Source organism: Leifsonia sp. McL0627, from assembly GCF_058244615.1.
Genome location: NZ_JBZCGM010000002.1, coordinates 1,290,760 through 1,305,639 on the forward strand (window position 1 = coordinate 1,290,760; position 14,880 = coordinate 1,305,639).

Annotated in this window: 18 protein-coding genes; 8 read left to right on the forward strand and 10 right to left on the reverse strand. The window is 68.0% G+C overall.

Translation table 11 applies throughout. The annotated features are described in order from the left end of the window. Positions 1 to 7: 7 nt before the first annotated feature. Together AC37TH_RS06820 and AC37TH_RS06825 are read right to left on the reverse strand one after the other, a co-directional pair. Positions 8 to 712, reverse strand: a complete 705-nt coding sequence (locus tag AC37TH_RS06820; RefSeq protein ID WP_490763584.1) for a glutamine amidotransferase — start codon at positions 710 to 712, stop codon at positions 8 to 10. Beyond that, a complete protein-coding gene (locus AC37TH_RS06825) occupies positions 709 to 1,671 on the reverse strand; it encodes a cation diffusion facilitator family transporter (protein WP_490763585.1) in 963 nt (320 codons plus the stop codon). The genes AC37TH_RS06820 and AC37TH_RS06825 overlap by 4 nt, the downstream gene beginning before the upstream one ends. 22 nt (positions 1,672 to 1,693) lie before the next feature. On the opposite strand from AC37TH_RS06825, the gene proC reads away from it, so the two are divergent. Continuing rightward, positions 1,694 to 2,542, forward strand: a complete 849-nt coding sequence (gene proC, locus AC37TH_RS06830; protein WP_490763586.1) for a pyrroline-5-carboxylate reductase — start codon at positions 1,694 to 1,696, stop codon at positions 2,540 to 2,542. A gap of 42 nt (positions 2,543 to 2,584) precedes the next feature. Here proC and AC37TH_RS06835 read toward each other — a convergent pair whose 3' ends face one another. From AC37TH_RS06835 to AC37TH_RS06845, 3 genes are all read right to left on the reverse strand, one after another. Further along, a complete protein-coding gene (locus AC37TH_RS06835; protein ID WP_490763587.1) occupies positions 2,585 to 3,406 on the reverse strand; it encodes a hypothetical protein in 822 nt (273 codons plus the stop codon). 292 nt (positions 3,407 to 3,698) lie between these two features. Continuing rightward, entirely contained in the window at positions 3,699 to 4,370 is a 672-nt protein-coding gene (locus tag AC37TH_RS06840; RefSeq protein ID WP_490763588.1) for a potassium channel family protein, read from the reverse strand. Then, complete coding sequence (locus tag AC37TH_RS06845) at positions 4,363 to 5,799, reverse strand: TrkH family potassium uptake protein (protein WP_490763589.1); 1,437 nt, start codon at positions 5,797 to 5,799, stop codon at positions 4,363 to 4,365. The genes AC37TH_RS06840 and AC37TH_RS06845 overlap by 8 nt, the downstream gene beginning before the upstream one ends. A 65-nt stretch (positions 5,800 to 5,864) precedes the next feature. Between AC37TH_RS06845 and AC37TH_RS06850 the strand changes: the two genes are divergently transcribed. The 5 genes from AC37TH_RS06850 (at position 5,865) to AC37TH_RS06870 (ending at position 7,422) form a co-directional block, all read left to right on the forward strand. After that, positions 5,865 to 6,293, forward strand: a complete 429-nt coding sequence (locus AC37TH_RS06850; protein ID WP_490763590.1) for an ArsR/SmtB family transcription factor — start codon at positions 5,865 to 5,867, stop codon at positions 6,291 to 6,293. A gap of 128 nt (positions 6,294 to 6,421) precedes the next feature. Next, on the forward strand, positions 6,422 to 6,616 hold the full coding sequence (locus AC37TH_RS06855) for a helix-turn-helix domain-containing protein (RefSeq protein ID WP_055889786.1): 195 nt from the start codon (positions 6,422 to 6,424) through the stop codon (positions 6,614 to 6,616). A 69-nt stretch (positions 6,617 to 6,685) separates the two neighbouring features. Next, positions 6,686 to 6,784, forward strand: coding sequence for a 30S ribosomal protein bS22 (locus tag AC37TH_RS06860; RefSeq protein ID WP_003792170.1), 99 nt, complete (start codon positions 6,686 to 6,688; stop codon positions 6,782 to 6,784). A 78-nt stretch (positions 6,785 to 6,862) separates the two neighbouring features. Next, positions 6,863 to 7,126: a glutaredoxin family protein gene (locus AC37TH_RS06865; protein WP_490763591.1), complete on the forward strand. Its 264-nt coding sequence runs from the start codon at positions 6,863 to 6,865 to the stop codon at positions 7,124 to 7,126. Continuing rightward, a complete protein-coding gene (locus AC37TH_RS06870; RefSeq protein ID WP_490763592.1) occupies positions 7,123 to 7,422 on the forward strand; it encodes a Dabb family protein in 300 nt (99 codons plus the stop codon). Before AC37TH_RS06865 ends, AC37TH_RS06870 begins: the two co-directional genes overlap by 4 nt. Positions 7,423 to 7,431: 9 nt before the next feature. Here AC37TH_RS06870 and AC37TH_RS06875 read toward each other — a convergent pair whose 3' ends face one another. From AC37TH_RS06875 to AC37TH_RS06890, 4 genes are all read right to left on the reverse strand, one after another. Further along, on the reverse strand, positions 7,432 to 8,364 hold the full coding sequence (locus AC37TH_RS06875) for an alpha/beta hydrolase (protein WP_490763593.1): 933 nt from the start codon (positions 8,362 to 8,364) through the stop codon (positions 7,432 to 7,434). A gap of 79 nt (positions 8,365 to 8,443) precedes the next feature. Continuing rightward, positions 8,444 to 9,145, reverse strand: coding sequence for a GntR family transcriptional regulator (locus AC37TH_RS06880; RefSeq protein ID WP_490763594.1), 702 nt, complete (start codon positions 9,143 to 9,145; stop codon positions 8,444 to 8,446). Next, entirely contained in the window at positions 9,145 to 9,828 is a 684-nt protein-coding gene (locus tag AC37TH_RS06885) for a GntR family transcriptional regulator (protein WP_490763595.1), read from the reverse strand. Before AC37TH_RS06885 ends, AC37TH_RS06880 begins: the two co-directional genes overlap by 1 nt. A gap of 253 nt (positions 9,829 to 10,081) precedes the next feature. After that, positions 10,082 to 10,468, reverse strand: coding sequence for an SHOCT domain-containing protein (locus tag AC37TH_RS06890; RefSeq protein WP_490763596.1), 387 nt, complete (start codon positions 10,466 to 10,468; stop codon positions 10,082 to 10,084). 141 nt (positions 10,469 to 10,609) lie between these two features. Here AC37TH_RS06890 and AC37TH_RS06895 point away from each other — a divergent pair, with 141 nt between their 5' ends. Together AC37TH_RS06895 and AC37TH_RS06900 are read left to right on the forward strand one after the other, a co-directional pair. Then, positions 10,610 to 12,535, forward strand: a complete 1,926-nt coding sequence (locus tag AC37TH_RS06895) for a hypothetical protein (RefSeq protein ID WP_490763597.1) — start codon at positions 10,610 to 10,612, stop codon at positions 12,533 to 12,535. A gap of 84 nt (positions 12,536 to 12,619) precedes the next feature. Further along, complete coding sequence (locus AC37TH_RS06900) at positions 12,620 to 13,432, forward strand: polyphosphate kinase 2 family protein (RefSeq protein ID WP_490763867.1); 813 nt, start codon at positions 12,620 to 12,622, stop codon at positions 13,430 to 13,432. A 6-nt stretch (positions 13,433 to 13,438) separates the two neighbouring features. Here AC37TH_RS06900 and AC37TH_RS06905 read toward each other — a convergent pair whose 3' ends face one another. Further along, entirely contained in the window at positions 13,439 to 14,704 is a 1,266-nt protein-coding gene (locus tag AC37TH_RS06905) for an isochorismate synthase (RefSeq protein ID WP_490763598.1), read from the reverse strand. Positions 14,705 to 14,880: the final 176 nt, after the last annotated feature.

Sequence of the window (14,880 nt, forward strand, 5' to 3'; positions counted from 1 at the left end):
GCGGCTGCTATGACCGCTCAGGCAGCTGGGCGAGCCACTCCGAGAACGCGGCCCTGGATGCGGCCTGCATCGCCGCCGAGTACTGCGTGCGGTCGCTGCGCATCGCCTCCGGGTCGATGGCGTGCTCGTCGAGCTCGTTGTACCCGTCCGACACCCAGCTCTCGTGCATCTCGTCGGTGACTTCCGGGTGGAACTGCACCGCCAGGGCGAAGTCGCCAATCGCGAACGCCTCGTTCGAGTAGTCGCTGGACGACGCGAGCAGCGTCGCCCGCTCCGGCAGCTCGAATGTGTCGCCGTGCCACTCGACAACGGGCACGCCGTCGAAGTGCCGGATGGGAGAGGTGGCACCGGCTGCGGTGGGCTCGACCCTGCGGAACCCGATCTGCATCGTGTCGCCCTTGTAGACGCGCTCGCCGAGTGCGCCGGCCATGAGCTGTGCGCCGAGGCACACGCCGAGTGTCGGGCGCTCCGCGTCGAGCCGCTCCTTGATCAACCGCTGCTCGTGGGCGAGGTGCGGGAACTCGTCGGTCTGGTACGCGCCCATCTCTCCGCCGAGGATGACGAGGAGGTCGGCCGAGTGCGCATCCAGTGCAGACACGTCCTCGGTGGTCGCGTCGACCACGTGCACGTCGTAGCCGTGCTCGACCAGGACAGGACCGATGTTGCCGAGGTGGATGGTCGGGTCGTGCTGGAGCACGACGGCGCGCTTCACTCGAGCCCCTTGATCACGATGGTGTCGGTGGCCGGGTGCTTCTCGTTCGGGTCGATCCAGACGTCCGGCTCGATGTAGATGACGCGCGCGGCGGGCACGGCGGCCCGGATGCGTCGCTCGATGCTGTCGATCGCGGCGGCGACGTCGGCGAGTCTGTGCTCGCCGTAGATGGCGACCTTCACTCCGACGAGCAGCTCGTCCGGGCCGAGGTACAGGGTCTTCATGTGGATGATGCGCTCGGCCTCGTCGCCGTCGAGGATCGCGTGCTCGATCGCTGCGACGTCCTCGTCGCTCGCGCCTTCGCCCACCAGGAGGCTCTTGGTCTCGATCCCGAGGATGACGGCGACGGTGATTAGGAGGAGGCCGATGAGGAGCGTGCCGATCGCGTCGAACGCCCCATTGCCCGTGATGACCGTGAGCCCGACGCCGAGCAGCGCGAACACCAGGCCGGTGAGGGCTGCGACGTCCTCCAGCAGCACCACGGGAAGTTCCGGCGCTTTGGCGCGGCGGATGAACTGCGGCCACGACAGGTTCTTCTTGTGCGGGCGCGACTCGTGCACCGCTGTGCGCAGCGAGAACGACTCGAGGCCGATGGCGATGACCAGCACGAGCAGCGGCAGCCACCAGTTCTCCAGTGGATGCGGGTGCGTCAGCTTCTCGACGCCCTCGTACAGCGAGAACACGCCACCGACCGAGAACAGGATGATCGACACCACGAACGCGTACACGTAGCGTTCGCGCCCGTAGCCGAACGGATGCTCCTTGTCCGCCTGCTTCTTCGCCTGGCGTCCGCCGAGCAGCAGAAGAAGCTGGTTGCCGGAGTCGGCGAGCGAGTGCACGCCCTCTGCGAGCATCGACGACGAGCCCGAGAAAGCCCACGCGATGAACTTCGTGATGGCGATCCCGAGGTTGGCTGCGAAGGCCGCGACGATTGCCCTGGTTCCACCCGATGCGCTCATGCCAACATCCTAGGATGACGGCATGACCGACACGCAGAACGTCACGCTCCCGACGATCGCCATGCTCGGAGCAGGCTCCATGGGCCGCGCCATCCTGAGCGGCCTCCTCGCCCCCGGTGTCACCGTCGACGGCGGCATCCGGGTCACCAACCGTTCGGCGGCTCGGGCGGCGGAGTTGTCCGGGATGGCCGGCGTGACCGCGTACGCCACCGAGTCGAAGGCCGACGCCAACCGTCTCGCAGTCGACGGCGCCGAGATCGTGATCGTGGCAGTGAAGCCCGCGATGGTTCCCGATCTGCTGCGCGAGATCGCCGCCTCCCTCACCCCAGGCGCTGTCGTCGTGAGCGTCGCGGCCGGTGTGACGACCGCGACCTTCGAGTCGTTGCTTCCGGAGACCGTCACCGTGGTGCGGTCGATGCCGAACACGCCTGCCGTCGTCGGCAAGGCCGTCACCGGCATCAGCGGGGGCGTCCGCACCCGCCCGGACGACCTCGCCCTGGTGCGCGCCCTGTTCGAGACTGTCGGCGAGGTGGTCGAGGTGCCGGAGACGCAACTGGATGCGCTCGGCACCATCTCCGGATCCGGTCCGGCATACGTGTTCTTCCTGATCGAGGCGCTGACTGCGGCGGCCGTCGACAAGGGGTTCACGCCCGAGCAGGCGGCGACCCTGGTCAACGGCACGTTCCTCGGCGCCTCCGAACTGCTCGTCTCCTCCGGCGAGGAGCCGGCCGAGCTGCGCCGCCGCGTCACGAGCCCCGGCGGCACCACGGAGCGCGCGATCGCCGTCCTCTCCGAGGCCGACCTCGCCGCCCTCTTCACCCGCGCCACCGACGCCGCCCTCGCCCGCTCCCGCGAGCTCGCCGCCTCCTGACCCGCGCGTCCCTGCCCCCCCCCGCAGCAATCGAGCCGGGACTTATGCACGCGACACGCCGGATGAGAGCGTGCACAAGTCCCGGCTCGATCTCTTCAGAGCGGCGCGGATGAGGGGGACTGCACGAGGGACGGGGCCGGTCAGGTCGGCGGTCGTGATGAAGACAGTGTTCCAGCCGATGGATGCAAGGCGTTCTCGACGATGGATGTCTGCCCGGTAAAGGTCGGCGTCTGTACGGTGATGGTCACCGAGGTACTCGATGGCCAGTCGTCGGTCTGGATATGCGAGGTCGACCATCGCCACCAGCCGGTCGTCGTGAACGACGTGGAAGTTGAGTTCCGGCTCTGCCAGGCCCGCGTGGACCAACGCGACCCGGAGAACGGATTCCTGCGGGGACAGCGAGCCGTATCGGACCAGCTCGCTGGCAATGCGGAGCGACTGGACGCCCCGGCGTCGACCATGGTGGCGAACGGCTCGTTCCAGCTCAGCGCGTCCCAGCGGACTCGGCTGACCGGAATACGGCTCGTCGCCCGTGACGAGGAAATCACCGATCGCCACGAGTTCGGGAATGTCGAGCCGCTGGGATAGCTGCGCCCACGTGTCCTCGGGCGAGACGCACGGCAGCCCATCCACGGTGACGACGCGGTGACCGGTGGCTTTGAGCTCGTGCGGGATCACGCCGTTCATTTCGGGCGGCCATTGCGGTGCGAAGACTGCGACATGTACTTCGCTGGGGTGATGGCGATACGGCAGAGGCATCCGGTGGATCAGAGCGGCCGACTGGTGGCTGAAGAAGTGACCGTGACGGTGCTGCGCCGCATAGGCCCGGCACCTCTGAACGTGGTCGTCGAGATCCGCATCCATGGTCCGGACGCCGCGAAATGGCCGTTGAAAGTCGGCGTGGTCTACCCTGCGTCGGCTGTACCCTGCCTCCCTTGCGAGCGCATACGTGAATCCCGAGGCGTCAAGCTCTCCGTCTGTCCCTAACTGCATCTCCCCAGGCTGCCGCGAGTCACGCCCACTGCCGGGGTTCTCCACAGCGCAGCCATCGAGCCGGGACTTATGCACACCCCGCGTCGGCGAGTCGCGTACATAAGTCCCGGCTCGATTTTGAGGGAACGGGACGGGAGGGAACGGGACGAGCGCGCGCCGGGGGTCAGGAGTCGAGGGCGGCGAAGCGCTCGATGTCGGCGGAGTTGCCGGAGACGATGATGAGGTCGTGGTTGGAGACGACAGTGTCGGCGGTCGCGTAGGTGAACGGCTTGCCGGGGGACTTCACGCCGACGACCGTGATGCGGTATTTCGTGCGAACGCCGGACTCCGTCAGGTTGAGGCCGCGGACAGGCTTCGGCGGGTACATCTTGACGAGCGCGAAGTCGTCGTCGAACTCGATGAAGTCGAGCATCCGGCCGGAGACCAGGTGGGCGACGCGTTCGCCGGCCTCCGCCTCCGGGTAGATCACATGGTTCGCGCCGATGCGTTCCAGGATCTTGCCGTGCGACTGCGAGATCGCCTTGGCCCAGATCTGCGGCACTTTGAGGTCGACCAGGTTGGCTGTGATGAGCACGCTGGCCTCGATGGACGAGCCGACGGCGACCACCGCGATGGAGAAGTCCTCCGCGCCGATCTGCCGCAGCGTCTCGATCGAGCGCGCGTCGGCCTGCACGGTGTGCGTCACCCTGTCCGCCCACTTCTGCACGAGGGCGGCGTCCGTGTCGATGGCGAGCACCTCGCGGTCGAGCCGGTCGAGCTCCCCGGCCGTCGCCGCGCCGAAGCGCCCGAGTCCGATCACCAGGACGGGGGCGTTGTGCTTGATCCTGTCAACCAACGAGCGGCCTCTCCTCCGGGTTCTGGTACAGCTGTTTCCGCTGGCTCTGGGCGAGCGCCGCGGCGAGTGTCACTGTACCAACGCGCCCGCAGAACATCGTGGCCGCCATCACGTACACGCCGGCGTCCGGCAGCTTCTCCGTCAGCCCGGTGGAGAGGCCGCAGGTGGCGAACGCCGAGATCACGTCGAACAGCACATGGTCGAGCGGCGCCTTCGTGATCTGCAGGATCAGGATGCTCGCCACGGCCACGATCGTCGCTCCCCAAAGGGCGACGGCGACGGACAGTCGCAGCACGTCGATCGGGATGCGGCGACGGAACGCATCCATCGACTCCACACCGCGTGCCTCGGCGAAGGCCGCGAGGAACAGCACCGCGAGCGTCGTCACCTTGATGCCACCGGCCGTGGATGCTGACCCTCCTCCGATGAACATCAGCATGTCGGTCACGATCAGGCTCGATCCGTGCAGGTCGTCGATCGGGATCGTCGAGAATCCGCCGGATCTGGCCATGGTCGAGAGGAACAACGACTGGAAGATCGTGTGGCCCGCATCCAGATGGCCGAAGGTCTTGGGGTTATCCGCCTCCAAGACGATGTAGAGCACGGCGCCGGCCACAAGCAGGATCACCGAGGTCACCAGCGTCAGCTTGACGTGGATGGACCAGCGGCGGCGCTTCTTGCGCAGGTTCGTGGCGATGGCGAGGATCACCGGGAAGCCGATCGCCCCGAGGAAGACGCCGATCATCAGCGCGCCGAGGAACCAGAAGTCCTCCGCATACGGCGTCAGCCCCTCCGCGTTGGGGCTGAAGCCGGTGTTCGTGAACGCCATGGCTGCGTAGTAGACGCTCTCCCAGAGCGCGGTGCCGATTGGGACGCCGGCGATGAGCATCCGGGGGAAGAGCAGCAGTGCGACGACGCCCTCGATCACCACCATGCTGAGCGCGACGGTGATCAGCAGCTTGCCCACCTCGCCCAGCCGCACCGCCTGACCTTCGGCGACGGGACCGGCGTGGATGCGCAGCGGGTTGCTGTCGCTCGCCGCCATCAGCTTGGCGCGCAGCCCGAGCTTGCGGGAGACGATCAGGCCCAGGATGCTCGCCATCGTCAGCACGCCGACCGCGCCGATCTGCACGCCGAAGAACACCAGCAGATGGCCGAAGACGCTCCAGTGGGTCGCCATGTCGACCGTGGACAGCCCGGTGACGCAGATCACGGAGACGGCGGTGAACAGCGCGTCGGCGAGGGGCGTCCTCGACCCCTGCGTCGTGGCGATCGGGAGGGAGAACAGCAGCGTGAAGACGAGGATGAGCAGGGTGAAGACGAGGATCGCGAACCGGGAAGGGCTCCTGCTCGCGAAGCCGTTGAGACCGTCACGGATGCGACCGCCCGGCCCGAGGCTGATGCGCCCGGACGTCTGTGTCGCTCGCATGACCGTTCCCTCCGCCGACAGCTTGGGACATGGTACTCCGCTGGGCGAGTGACTAGCCTGGGGTGATGGCCGACATCTTTGACGTGATCGCGGATGCGACGCGGCGCGACATCCTGAGAGTGCTTCTCGACCGCCACGCCGACGATGTCCATTCCTCCGGAGAGATATCCGTCTCCGAGATCGTGTCGACATTGGAATTGAGCCAGCCGACGGTCTCCAAACACCTCAAGGTGTTGCGCGAGGCAGGGCTCGTCTCTGTCCGCGAGGAGGGTCAGCACCGCTATTACCGGCTGGATGCGGTCCCTCTGGAGGCCGTGGAGGACTGGGTCATTCCGTTCACGGCATCCGAGGTGGACCTGTCGGCCATCGACGATCAGCTCGCGGACGAGACGCGTGAGTTCGCGAGCACGGTCGGCAAGGTGCTCGCCGACACCGGCTACCGGGTGACCACCGCCGTCGAGCGCGTGACGCCGCGCAAGTGGCGCCGGGACTGATCGGCAGTCGCAGCGCCAGCCGGACTGCCACGAACCGGCACTTGTCGCGAGGGCCTGCCGGGTTCTAGAGTTCGTGTCACCACTCGTGTCACACGAGTACCATGACAGCAGAAGAAGGACTTGGCAGAATGGCACGCGATCTCTCGGATGTGCGCTTCCTGACGGTCGCCGAGGTGGCCGACATGATGCGTGTCTCCCGCATGACCGTGTACCGTCTCGTGCACTCGGGAGAGCTCCCCGCGATTCGTTTCGGGCGGTCGTTCCGAGTGCCGGAATCGGCTGTCACCCAGGCTCTCGACAATCACGTCGCCGATACCGCCTGACGTCGGGTAGACTGTTGGCTTGTGTCGCCGCGCATTCCGCGGCCTGCCCCCTAACTTTGTGAGGTCTACGTGGGTTCCGTTATCAAGAAGCGTCGCAAGCGTATGGCGAAGAAGAAGCACCGCAAGCTTCTTCGCAAGACGCGCCACCAGCGTCGCAACAAGAAGTAGACCTCGAGTCTGCAGCTCAAGCGTCGACCCGTCCGGGCCGACGCTTTTTGCTGCCCGCATCCGGCTAGGGTTGGAGGCGTGTCCAGCGTCTCCCTCACTCTGATCGGCAAGCCCGGCTGTCATCTGTGCGATGACGCCCGAGACGTCATCGGCGTCGTGATCGGCGAGTTGCCCGCTGACGGGCCGTCCGTCGTGGTCGACGAGAAGAACATCCTGGAAGACCCCGAGCTGCACGCGCAGTACGTCGAGGACATCCCCGTGGTGCTCGTCGACGGCAAGGTCCACACATACTGGCGGGTCGATCCGGCTCGTCTCCGCACCGCTCTCCTGGAGGTCCGATGACCATTCGCCACGTCGTCTCGTGGAAGCTCGCCACCTCGGACGAGACCGAGCGTGCAGAGCAGGCCGCCGCCGTGAAGGCCGGGCTGGAATCGCTGCCAGCAAGCATTCCGGAGATCCTCGCGCTGGAGGTCGGACTGAACGCGCTCGGCGCCGACAACTTCGACGTCGTGCTGATCAGCGACTTCGCTGACGCCGACGCCCTGCAGCGCTACGTCGACCACCCGGACCACCAGCGCGTCGCCGGGTACATCCGGTCGGTCGTCGGCGGCCGTTCTGCCGTCGACTTCGTGGTCTGACGCGCTCCGTCAGCCCGCGCTGAACCGTTCGCGCAGCCAGTCGTCGATGTGCGCGACCGCGGCGCGCCCCATCGGGGTCGGATGCCCGGAGAAGCCGTGCGGAGACGCCGGGTAGATCCGCAGGTCGATGGCGACGCCCGCGGCAGAGAGCCGCGCCGCCATTGCCAGGTTGTCGTGCAGCACGAGGTCGTCCTCCCCGATCACGATCAGAATCGGCGGAAGGCCGGGGAGTTCGGCGAACAGCGGTGAGAGTCCCGGGTCGGTCCGGTCGGGAGCTGTCCCCGCGTACGCCTCCAGGAAGTACTCGTCGGCGATCAGCCGCCCGGCGGGAGTCCGGGCGGCGAGGTCGTACGTGCCGAACTCCAGCACGCCTCCGCTGAACGCGTCGATCCCGCTGTCGCGCACCCGGAGCAGGGTGCCGATCGCGAGCGTGGCGCCGGAGGAGAAGCCGGTGACGGCGAGCCGTGTGGTGCCGAAGATGCCCTGCGCGTGCTGCACCAGCCAGCGGGCCGCCGTCTCGCAGTCGTCCGGGGCAGCGGGCCAGGGATGCTCGGGGGAGAGCCTGTGGTCGACGCTGACGACGGCGATGCCGAGCGCGTCGGCCGTGCGTCGGTTGCGCACGTCGCTCGCCGCCGCGGAGCCCAGGTAGAACCCGCCGCCGTGGATCTCCAAGAGCACACCGGAAGGCTCCGCACCCACGGGCCGGTGGATGCGCACGGGCACGCTGTGCCCGCCTGCCTCCGCGAGCACGAGCTCCGGCCGCGGATCGCTTTCAGCAGGAGCAGCCGCAGCAGCAGCCGCAGCAGCCGCCTCCCGCACCGCGAGCAGTTCGTCGAGGCTGCTCGGACCGCGCCTGGCCGGACGGTTCGCGTAGAACGCGGCGGTCGCCTCCACGTGGTCGTACAGGGCCGGGTCGATCAGTGACGGCAGGTCGAAGCGCACGGGAACCACCATACAAACGGATCGAGCCCGGGCGTGTGGTGAACACGCTCGGGCTCGATCGGTGGTGCCTCTGGACGCGCTAGACGATGGGGGTGTCGTCGATCTCGGCGTCGGTGCGGCGGTAGTCGGCGAGGAACTGCTCGTGCGACGGCGCGTAGAGCGCCTTGACGAGGTCGCCGGCCTTGGCGCCGTCGCGTTCCTTCGCCGCTGCGGCGATCTCCGCGATCCTGGCCGGCAGGTCGTCGGTGTCGAACGGGCGCTGCCAGGCGGTGATGTAGCGGAGGAGCTGCGGGCTGAGGCCCTCGCTCACGCTCACCAGGACCTCGTTGCCGGTGTTCCGCTCGAACTCGAGGAAGAACTCGTTGAGCGCGTGGCCGAGCGCGGTGCGGTCGCCGGACTTGGCGAGCTTCTTCGCCTCCTTGGACAGCTTGTCGAGGCGCGTGACCGCTGCGTTGTCGAGCGTGGGGACGGCGCCGCGCGCCGCCTGCTCATGCAGGAGTCCGGAGATGTAGACGGCCTCGTCGATCGCCCGCATGTCGATGGGCGCGACACGGGTGTACCGGTTGGGGGCCATCTCGACCAGCCCGATCTCCGCGAGCTTCATCAGTGCTTCACGGATCGGAGTGCGGGAGACGCCGAGCCACGCGGTCAGCTTCTCGTCGAGCAGGGTCTCGCCCGGCTCGAGGGTTCCGTCGAGGATGCCGTCGTAGAGACGGTTGTACACGACGTCGCGGAGGAGCTGGCGCTCGACAGGTGCGGTGTCTTTGACGGGGAGCGGCATCAGTTCTCCTTCTTCTCGAGCGCGGCGAACTCGTCGACGAGCTGGGAGAGTGCTTTGGTCCAGTAGCCGTCGACCGCAGCTGCGGCTTTGGCGGCGTCGCCGGCGACGGAGGCGTCCACGATGGCCGTGACGTACGGCAGTCCGGCTTTGAACGCGTCGGTGCTCGGCGCGGCGATGAGCGCGCGGCGGATCTCCGGCAGATGGCGGCTGAGCAGGCGGGCAGCGGTCTTGTTGTCGAGCCTGCGCACGTAGACGTTGATCAGGTCGTCCGAGAACGCCTTGTCGCGCACGAGCGCTCCGAGGTCGTCCGCGTCCTTCGCCGTCGCGGCGATGCCGCGCAGGGTCTCCTTGTCGTCGTCGGTGAGGAGGTCCGTGGTGTCGCGGACGATGCCGTGCAGCAGGGTTCCCACGGTCTCGATCAGTCCGCTGAGGCGAGCGGGGTCGATCGGGGTGACGCGGGTGCGCTTCTGCGGCATGATCTCGACGAGACCCATGGATGCGAGCTGGTTCAGCGCCTCACGCACCGGAGTGCGCGAAACGCCGACCCACTTCTCGATCTCCGCGTCGTAGAGCTGCTCGCCGGGAGTCAGATCGCCGTCGACGATCGCGTCGAGCAGGCGAAGGAAAACTTCGTCTCTGATGAGCCGTCGGGGGCTGACGGTCTCGGTGATGGGTACAGGCATACATGTATATTACATCCGCCGCGGTCGAATTCAAGTCCATCGGAACGCGAGTGTCGCAGATGTGGGATAGGGCCACCTGGGATGCAGGGGGCTGCGGTGAGGGATGCGGGATTCTCCGTCTGTGAAGTCTCCTATGTAAGATATGAGTATAGCTGATCCGGCCTAAAAGCACGAGCGCGGCGCCCCGCGTTCACGGGACGCCGCGCTGGCGTCGTGCTGGTGGCGTGCCGTGCCGTTCGGCCTGCCGGCCTGGTCAGAACTTGTTGCCGAGGGCCTTCGCCTTCAGCGCGTCGAACTCGCCGGCGCTGATCACGCCCTGGTCGAGAAGCTGCTTCGCCTTGGCGATGTCGTCCGCCGGAGACGCGGACGCCTGGCGGATGTAGTCGTACGAGTCGTCGCGCACCTTCTGCAGGTCTTTCGCCTGGCGCTCCGCCATGCCGCGACCGCGAGCGATCAGGTAGACCAGGGCCGTGAGGAACGGCAGGAAGATCAGGAAGATGATCCACAGCGCCTTCCACCAGCCGTTGAGCTTCTGATCGCGGAACAGGTCGCCGATGATCGTGAACAGCGCGAACAGGTATGCGACGAAGGCGAACGCCCAGAAGATGAGCCAGATGATGTTCCAGAAGTTGTTCCACATGGTTCGACTGTCCTTCCAGTGCGCCGCCCAATGCCGCGTCTGAGCACACGCTAGTGCTCCGGTCCGCCGTGGCGCCCTGATTTCCGGCTAATGCAGCTATTGCGGCCAGGGCTGTCGGAGGGTGCGAGCTAGGCTGACGCCATGCTGCCGCAGATCCCTCCGCACACGTGGCGGGGGAGGAGCGCTGCGGCGACACTGCTCTTCGCGCTCTGGCTCGTCGTCGGCATTCCTGTCGCCGTCGTGGCCGGCCTGGCGCTTCTCGTGCTCGGCGTCGTGATCGCGGTCGCCGGGCTCCTGGTGTGGCTGGTGTGGGCGGGCATCGCCTGGCTGTGGTTCGCCGTCGAGCGCCTGCCGCGCATCCCGTATCCGTTCCGGCTGGGGCCGCCGGACGGCAAGCGCTCGCGCCGTCTGGTCGGCAGCTCGCTCTACCTGGATCTCGCGCCGCGCGTCGTCGGGAGTGCTGCACGGCTCGCCGGCGTCGTGTTCGGGCCGCTCCTGTTGGCGACCGGCGTCGCAGGCCTGTTCTCGGCGCGTTGGAGGGCACGACCGTACGTCGCGGTGTTCACCCTCCCTGCCGTGCTGCACAAGATCGTGAACCTCGGCCGTCGCCGCGGCCTCCTGCGCGACGGGCACGACGCGGAGATCCTCCTCTACGACGACTTCCTGGCCGCGGCGTTCCCGCACATCCGTGACTTCCTCGACTGGTGGCGCAACCGGGATGCACCCGTCGCGTACACGCCGTCGCCGACGCTCGTGGACGTCCCGGCCGCGCTCCTCGGCCTGGACCTCGAACCGTATCCGGACCCGCTCGGTTACCCGGGGCTCGCCGCCGGAGCGCTCCGGCGCCGAAGCATCAGAAGCCTGCGCGACGTCTTCCTCAGCCAGCGTGAGATCGACGACCTCTGCGACCCGGACCTCGATGACCGCGCCGATGCCGGGCTGATCCGCGTCGCATCCAGACAGGATGCACGCGGGCTCAGACACTGGATCGTGCAGTTCCCGAGCACCAAGTCCTGGCATCCGAGGGCCGGTGCTGCCCCCAACGACCTCACGGCCGATCTGGTGATCGGGGCCGATCAGGAACCGACCGTGACGCGGGCCGCCATCGAGACGATGCGGGCGGCGGGCATCCGGCCGGAGGAGCCCGTGCTGCTCACCGGGTTCAGTCTCGGCGGCATGGTGGCCGCCCAGGTCGCCGCGCGCGCTCCGCGAGCGGAGTTCACGATCGCGCATCTCGTGGTCGCCGGCACCCCGCTCGGCCGGGTGCACCTCCCGGCCGGGGTGCGCGTGCTCGCCATCGAGCATCTGCTCGACCTCGTGCCGCGCATCGACGGCCGGGAGAACCCGGTGCGCCGGGCGACGGGCGCGGACGGGTTCGTCACCGTCAAGGCCGGTCCGATGCTCCCGGCCGGATTCCGGCTCGGAGCCCTCCACCAGTCGACCGCGTATGCGGACACGGCGCAGGCCATCGAGGCCCAGCCACCGGATGCGCTCGTCGCCTCGATGCTCGACGAGCTGCGGGTGTACTTCGGCAGGGGGCAGAGCATCGTCGACCATGCGGCACTGCGGACCGGAAAGTACGGCCCGCAACCCTCCGTGCCGTTCTACCTGCACAGCACCGTTCAGGAAGGCATCACGAGGGGGACCCTGCGGCAGACACTGCGGCGCATCCCCGGCGTGATCGCCGTTGACGTGTATCAGTCGCGGGCCGGGTTCGCGACGACCATCCTCTGGAACGCCGACGTGCTCGTGCGGAGTCTTGGGCCGTGGTTCACCACGGTCGAACGGTTCGCCGTATACCGCGGCCTGCTGTCGCTGCTGAAACGCCGGCGCGCGGTGGGCATCCATTTCCGGTTGCAGGCGAAGGAGACTCCTGGCGTCACCTGGGAGGCGACGGTGCAGCAGATGGCGGACGGCCGGTGGAGGGAGATCCTCGACGTCTCCTTCGATGACGCTGCTTCGGAGGCCGAGTTCGAGCTGGCGTTCCCCGGAGGGGCGCAACCGGCGGTGGTGTTCTATCCGCCGACGGCATTCGAGCCTGTCGTGGATACTGCCTCCCGGCGCTGAGCTGCACGTACGATGGACCCCACTGCGAACGAGGAGGTCCCCGTGGGACGCGAGAGTTTCTGGACGACAGAGCCGGTTGACCTGATGCGCGTCCGGCCGGGCTTCCGGCTCGACGAGCAGGATGCGGGCGCGAAGCACGGGTTCGACGGCGGCAAGTCGGACGGCGAGAAGGCGCTCGCCGACGGTGCCGTGATCCTCGCCGACCTGCAGGAGCGCCTGTACGCGGCGGGGACCGTCGGTGACAAGCGGAGGCTGCTGCTGGTGCTGCAGGCGATGGACACGGCAGGCAAGGGCGGCATCGTCTCGCACGTCGTCGGAGCTGTGAACCCTGGAGGCGTGCGGTACCGGGGGTTCAAGAAGCCGACTCCGGAGGAGCTTGCGCACGACTTCCTCTGGCGCGTCGACAAAGAGGTGCCTGCTGCCGGTCAACTCGGAGTGTTCGATCGCTCGCACTACGAGGACGTACTGATCGGGAGGGTGCGCCAGTTGGCACCGGCGGACGAGATCGAACGCCGGTACGGCGCGATCAACCAGTTCGAGGACGAACTGACCCAGAGTGGCACGACCATCGTCAAGGTGATGCTGCATCTGAGCAAGGACGAGCAGCGGGCGCGGCTGGCCGATCGTCTCGACAGGCCGGAGAAGCACTGGAAGTACAACCCGGGCGACGTGGACGAGCGCGAGCTGTGGGATGAGTACCAGGGCGCGTATCAGGTCGTCTTCGACAGGACCTCCACGGAGGACGCGCCCTGGTTCGTCGTCCCGGCAGACCGCAAGTGGTATGCGAGGCTCGCGGTGCAGCACCTGCTGATCCATGCGCTCGAAGACATGGACCTGGGCTGGCCCGAGCCGGACTACGACGTGGAAGCGGAGAAGAAACGCCTCGCGGCGTCCTGAGCCGGATCAGCCGAAGGCTTCGACCACCGGCCGGAACTTCATGGTGGTCTCCGCCAGCTCCCGCTCCGGGTCGGAGTCTGCGACGATTCCCGCACCGGCATATGCCGTGATGTCGCCGGACTCGGCGACCTGTGCGCAGCGCAGGGCGATGGCCCATTCGCCGTCGCCGTCGCCGCCGACCCAGCCGACAGGTCCGGCGTACCGGCCACGGTCGAACGGCTCCAGCTCACGGATGACGGCCATCGCATCCCGCGTGGGGGTGCCGGCGACCGCTGCGGTCGGGTGGAGGGCGTCGACCAGGTCGAGCGAGCTCGACCCGTCGCTCAGGGTGCCCTGGACGTCGGTGGCGAGGTGCCACAGGTTGGGGAGCTTGAGCGTGAACGGGAGGTCGCTCGCCGCGAGGTCGGCGCTGTGCTCGCGGAGGGCGTCGACGACGCTCGCGACGGCGTAGCGGTGCTCGTCCTGGTCTTTGGTGCTGCTCGCGAGGGTGACGGCCGCGTCGTGGTCGCTGACGCTGTCCGTGCCCCGCGAGATGGTGCCGGCGAGGACCCTGGCACTCACGCTGCCGTGGTCGACGCGCACGAGCGTCTCCGGGGAGGAGCCGACCAGGCCGTCGACCGCGAACGTCCAGCATTCCGGGTAGCCGAGGGCCAACTCCACCAGGGCCCTGCGGAGGTCTGACTCGTGCGGGAGATGCCCGGTGAGATCGCGCGCGAGGACCACCTTGCTCAGGTCACCGTGCTCGATGCGCTCCACCGCGCTCTGCACCGCGTTGCGGAAGCCCGCCTTGCCGAGCGAGCCGGGCAGAAGCGACAGACGGTATTCGTCGCCGAACGGGGTGGGATGCGGGAGCGACGAGGAGTCGACGGCGTCGTCGGCGGGACGGATGCGGGTGATCCAGCTGCGGCCGTCGCGGCGCCCGACGATGAACTCGGGGACGATGAGCACGCTCGGAGCGCTGCTGTCGTCGGCGAAGGCGAACGTTCCGAACGCGACGAGTCCCGTTCCAGGGCGACCGACGGTGTCGGTGACGGACGCTTGCGAGACGACCTGGCGCCAGGCGGTCGCGGCCGCGCGCATCCGGTCGTTGCCGGAGAACTCGAGCCGGAGGGCCTCGCCGATTCCGGCCATGCCCTCACCCTTGCGGAGCCACAGCAGCGGGTGCCTGGCATCGAGGAACGGGATGAGCTGGCGGACGTCGTCGATGGGGGTGGTTTCGACCAGGAGAGCCGTGGCGCTCGTCGTGCGGGGCGTGGTCGCTGTTGCTGTCACCTCACCAGCCTACGCCCGGGATGCTGGGCACCGGATGCGCGCGGGCTGGGGGTTCGCGGGACGCGAATTCGCGTGCCTGCCCCGCCTCGGAGAGCAGTTCTGGTTGCTGCGTCACCGATGCCTGCAGCGGTCGGCGCCGGCTCACAGGCAGCTGGAATGCATGGCGGTGCGGTGCC

Bases quoted from the DNA above. Each gene is read 5' to 3' on its own strand.
- AC37TH_RS06850 (WP_490763590.1), top strand. From the start codon at position 5,865: ATGGCCGACATCTTTGACGTGATCGCGGATGCGACGCGGCGCGACATC.
- AC37TH_RS06870 (WP_490763592.1), top strand. From the start codon at position 7,123: ATGACCATTCGCCACGTCGTCTCGTGGAAGCTCGCCACCTCGGACGAG.
- AC37TH_RS06825 (WP_490763585.1), bottom strand. From the start codon at position 1,671: ATGAGCGCATCGGGTGGAACCAGGGCAATCGTCGCGGCCTTCGCAGCC.
- AC37TH_RS06880 (WP_490763594.1), bottom strand. From the start codon at position 9,145: ATGCCGCTCCCCGTCAAAGACACCGCACCTGTCGAGCGCCAGCTCCTC.
- AC37TH_RS06845 (WP_490763589.1), bottom strand. From the start codon at position 5,799: ATGCGAGCGACACAGACGTCCGGGCGCATCAGCCTCGGGCCGGGCGGT.
- AC37TH_RS06835 (WP_490763587.1), bottom strand. From the start codon at position 3,406: ATGGATGCGGATCTCGACGACCACGTTCAGAGGTGCCGGGCCTATGCG.
- proC (WP_490763586.1), top strand. From the start codon at position 1,694: ATGACCGACACGCAGAACGTCACGCTCCCGACGATCGCCATGCTCGGA.
- AC37TH_RS06890 (WP_490763596.1), bottom strand. From the start codon at position 10,468: ATGTGGAACAACTTCTGGAACATCATCTGGCTCATCTTCTGGGCGTTC.
- AC37TH_RS06895 (WP_490763597.1), top strand. From the start codon at position 10,610: ATGCTGCCGCAGATCCCTCCGCACACGTGGCGGGGGAGGAGCGCTGCG.
- AC37TH_RS06900 (WP_490763867.1), top strand. From the start codon at position 12,620: ATGCGCGTCCGGCCGGGCTTCCGGCTCGACGAGCAGGATGCGGGCGCG.
- AC37TH_RS06885 (WP_490763595.1), bottom strand. From the start codon at position 9,828: ATGCCTGTACCCATCACCGAGACCGTCAGCCCCCGACGGCTCATCAGA.
- AC37TH_RS06855 (WP_055889786.1), top strand. From the start codon at position 6,422: ATGGCACGCGATCTCTCGGATGTGCGCTTCCTGACGGTCGCCGAGGTG.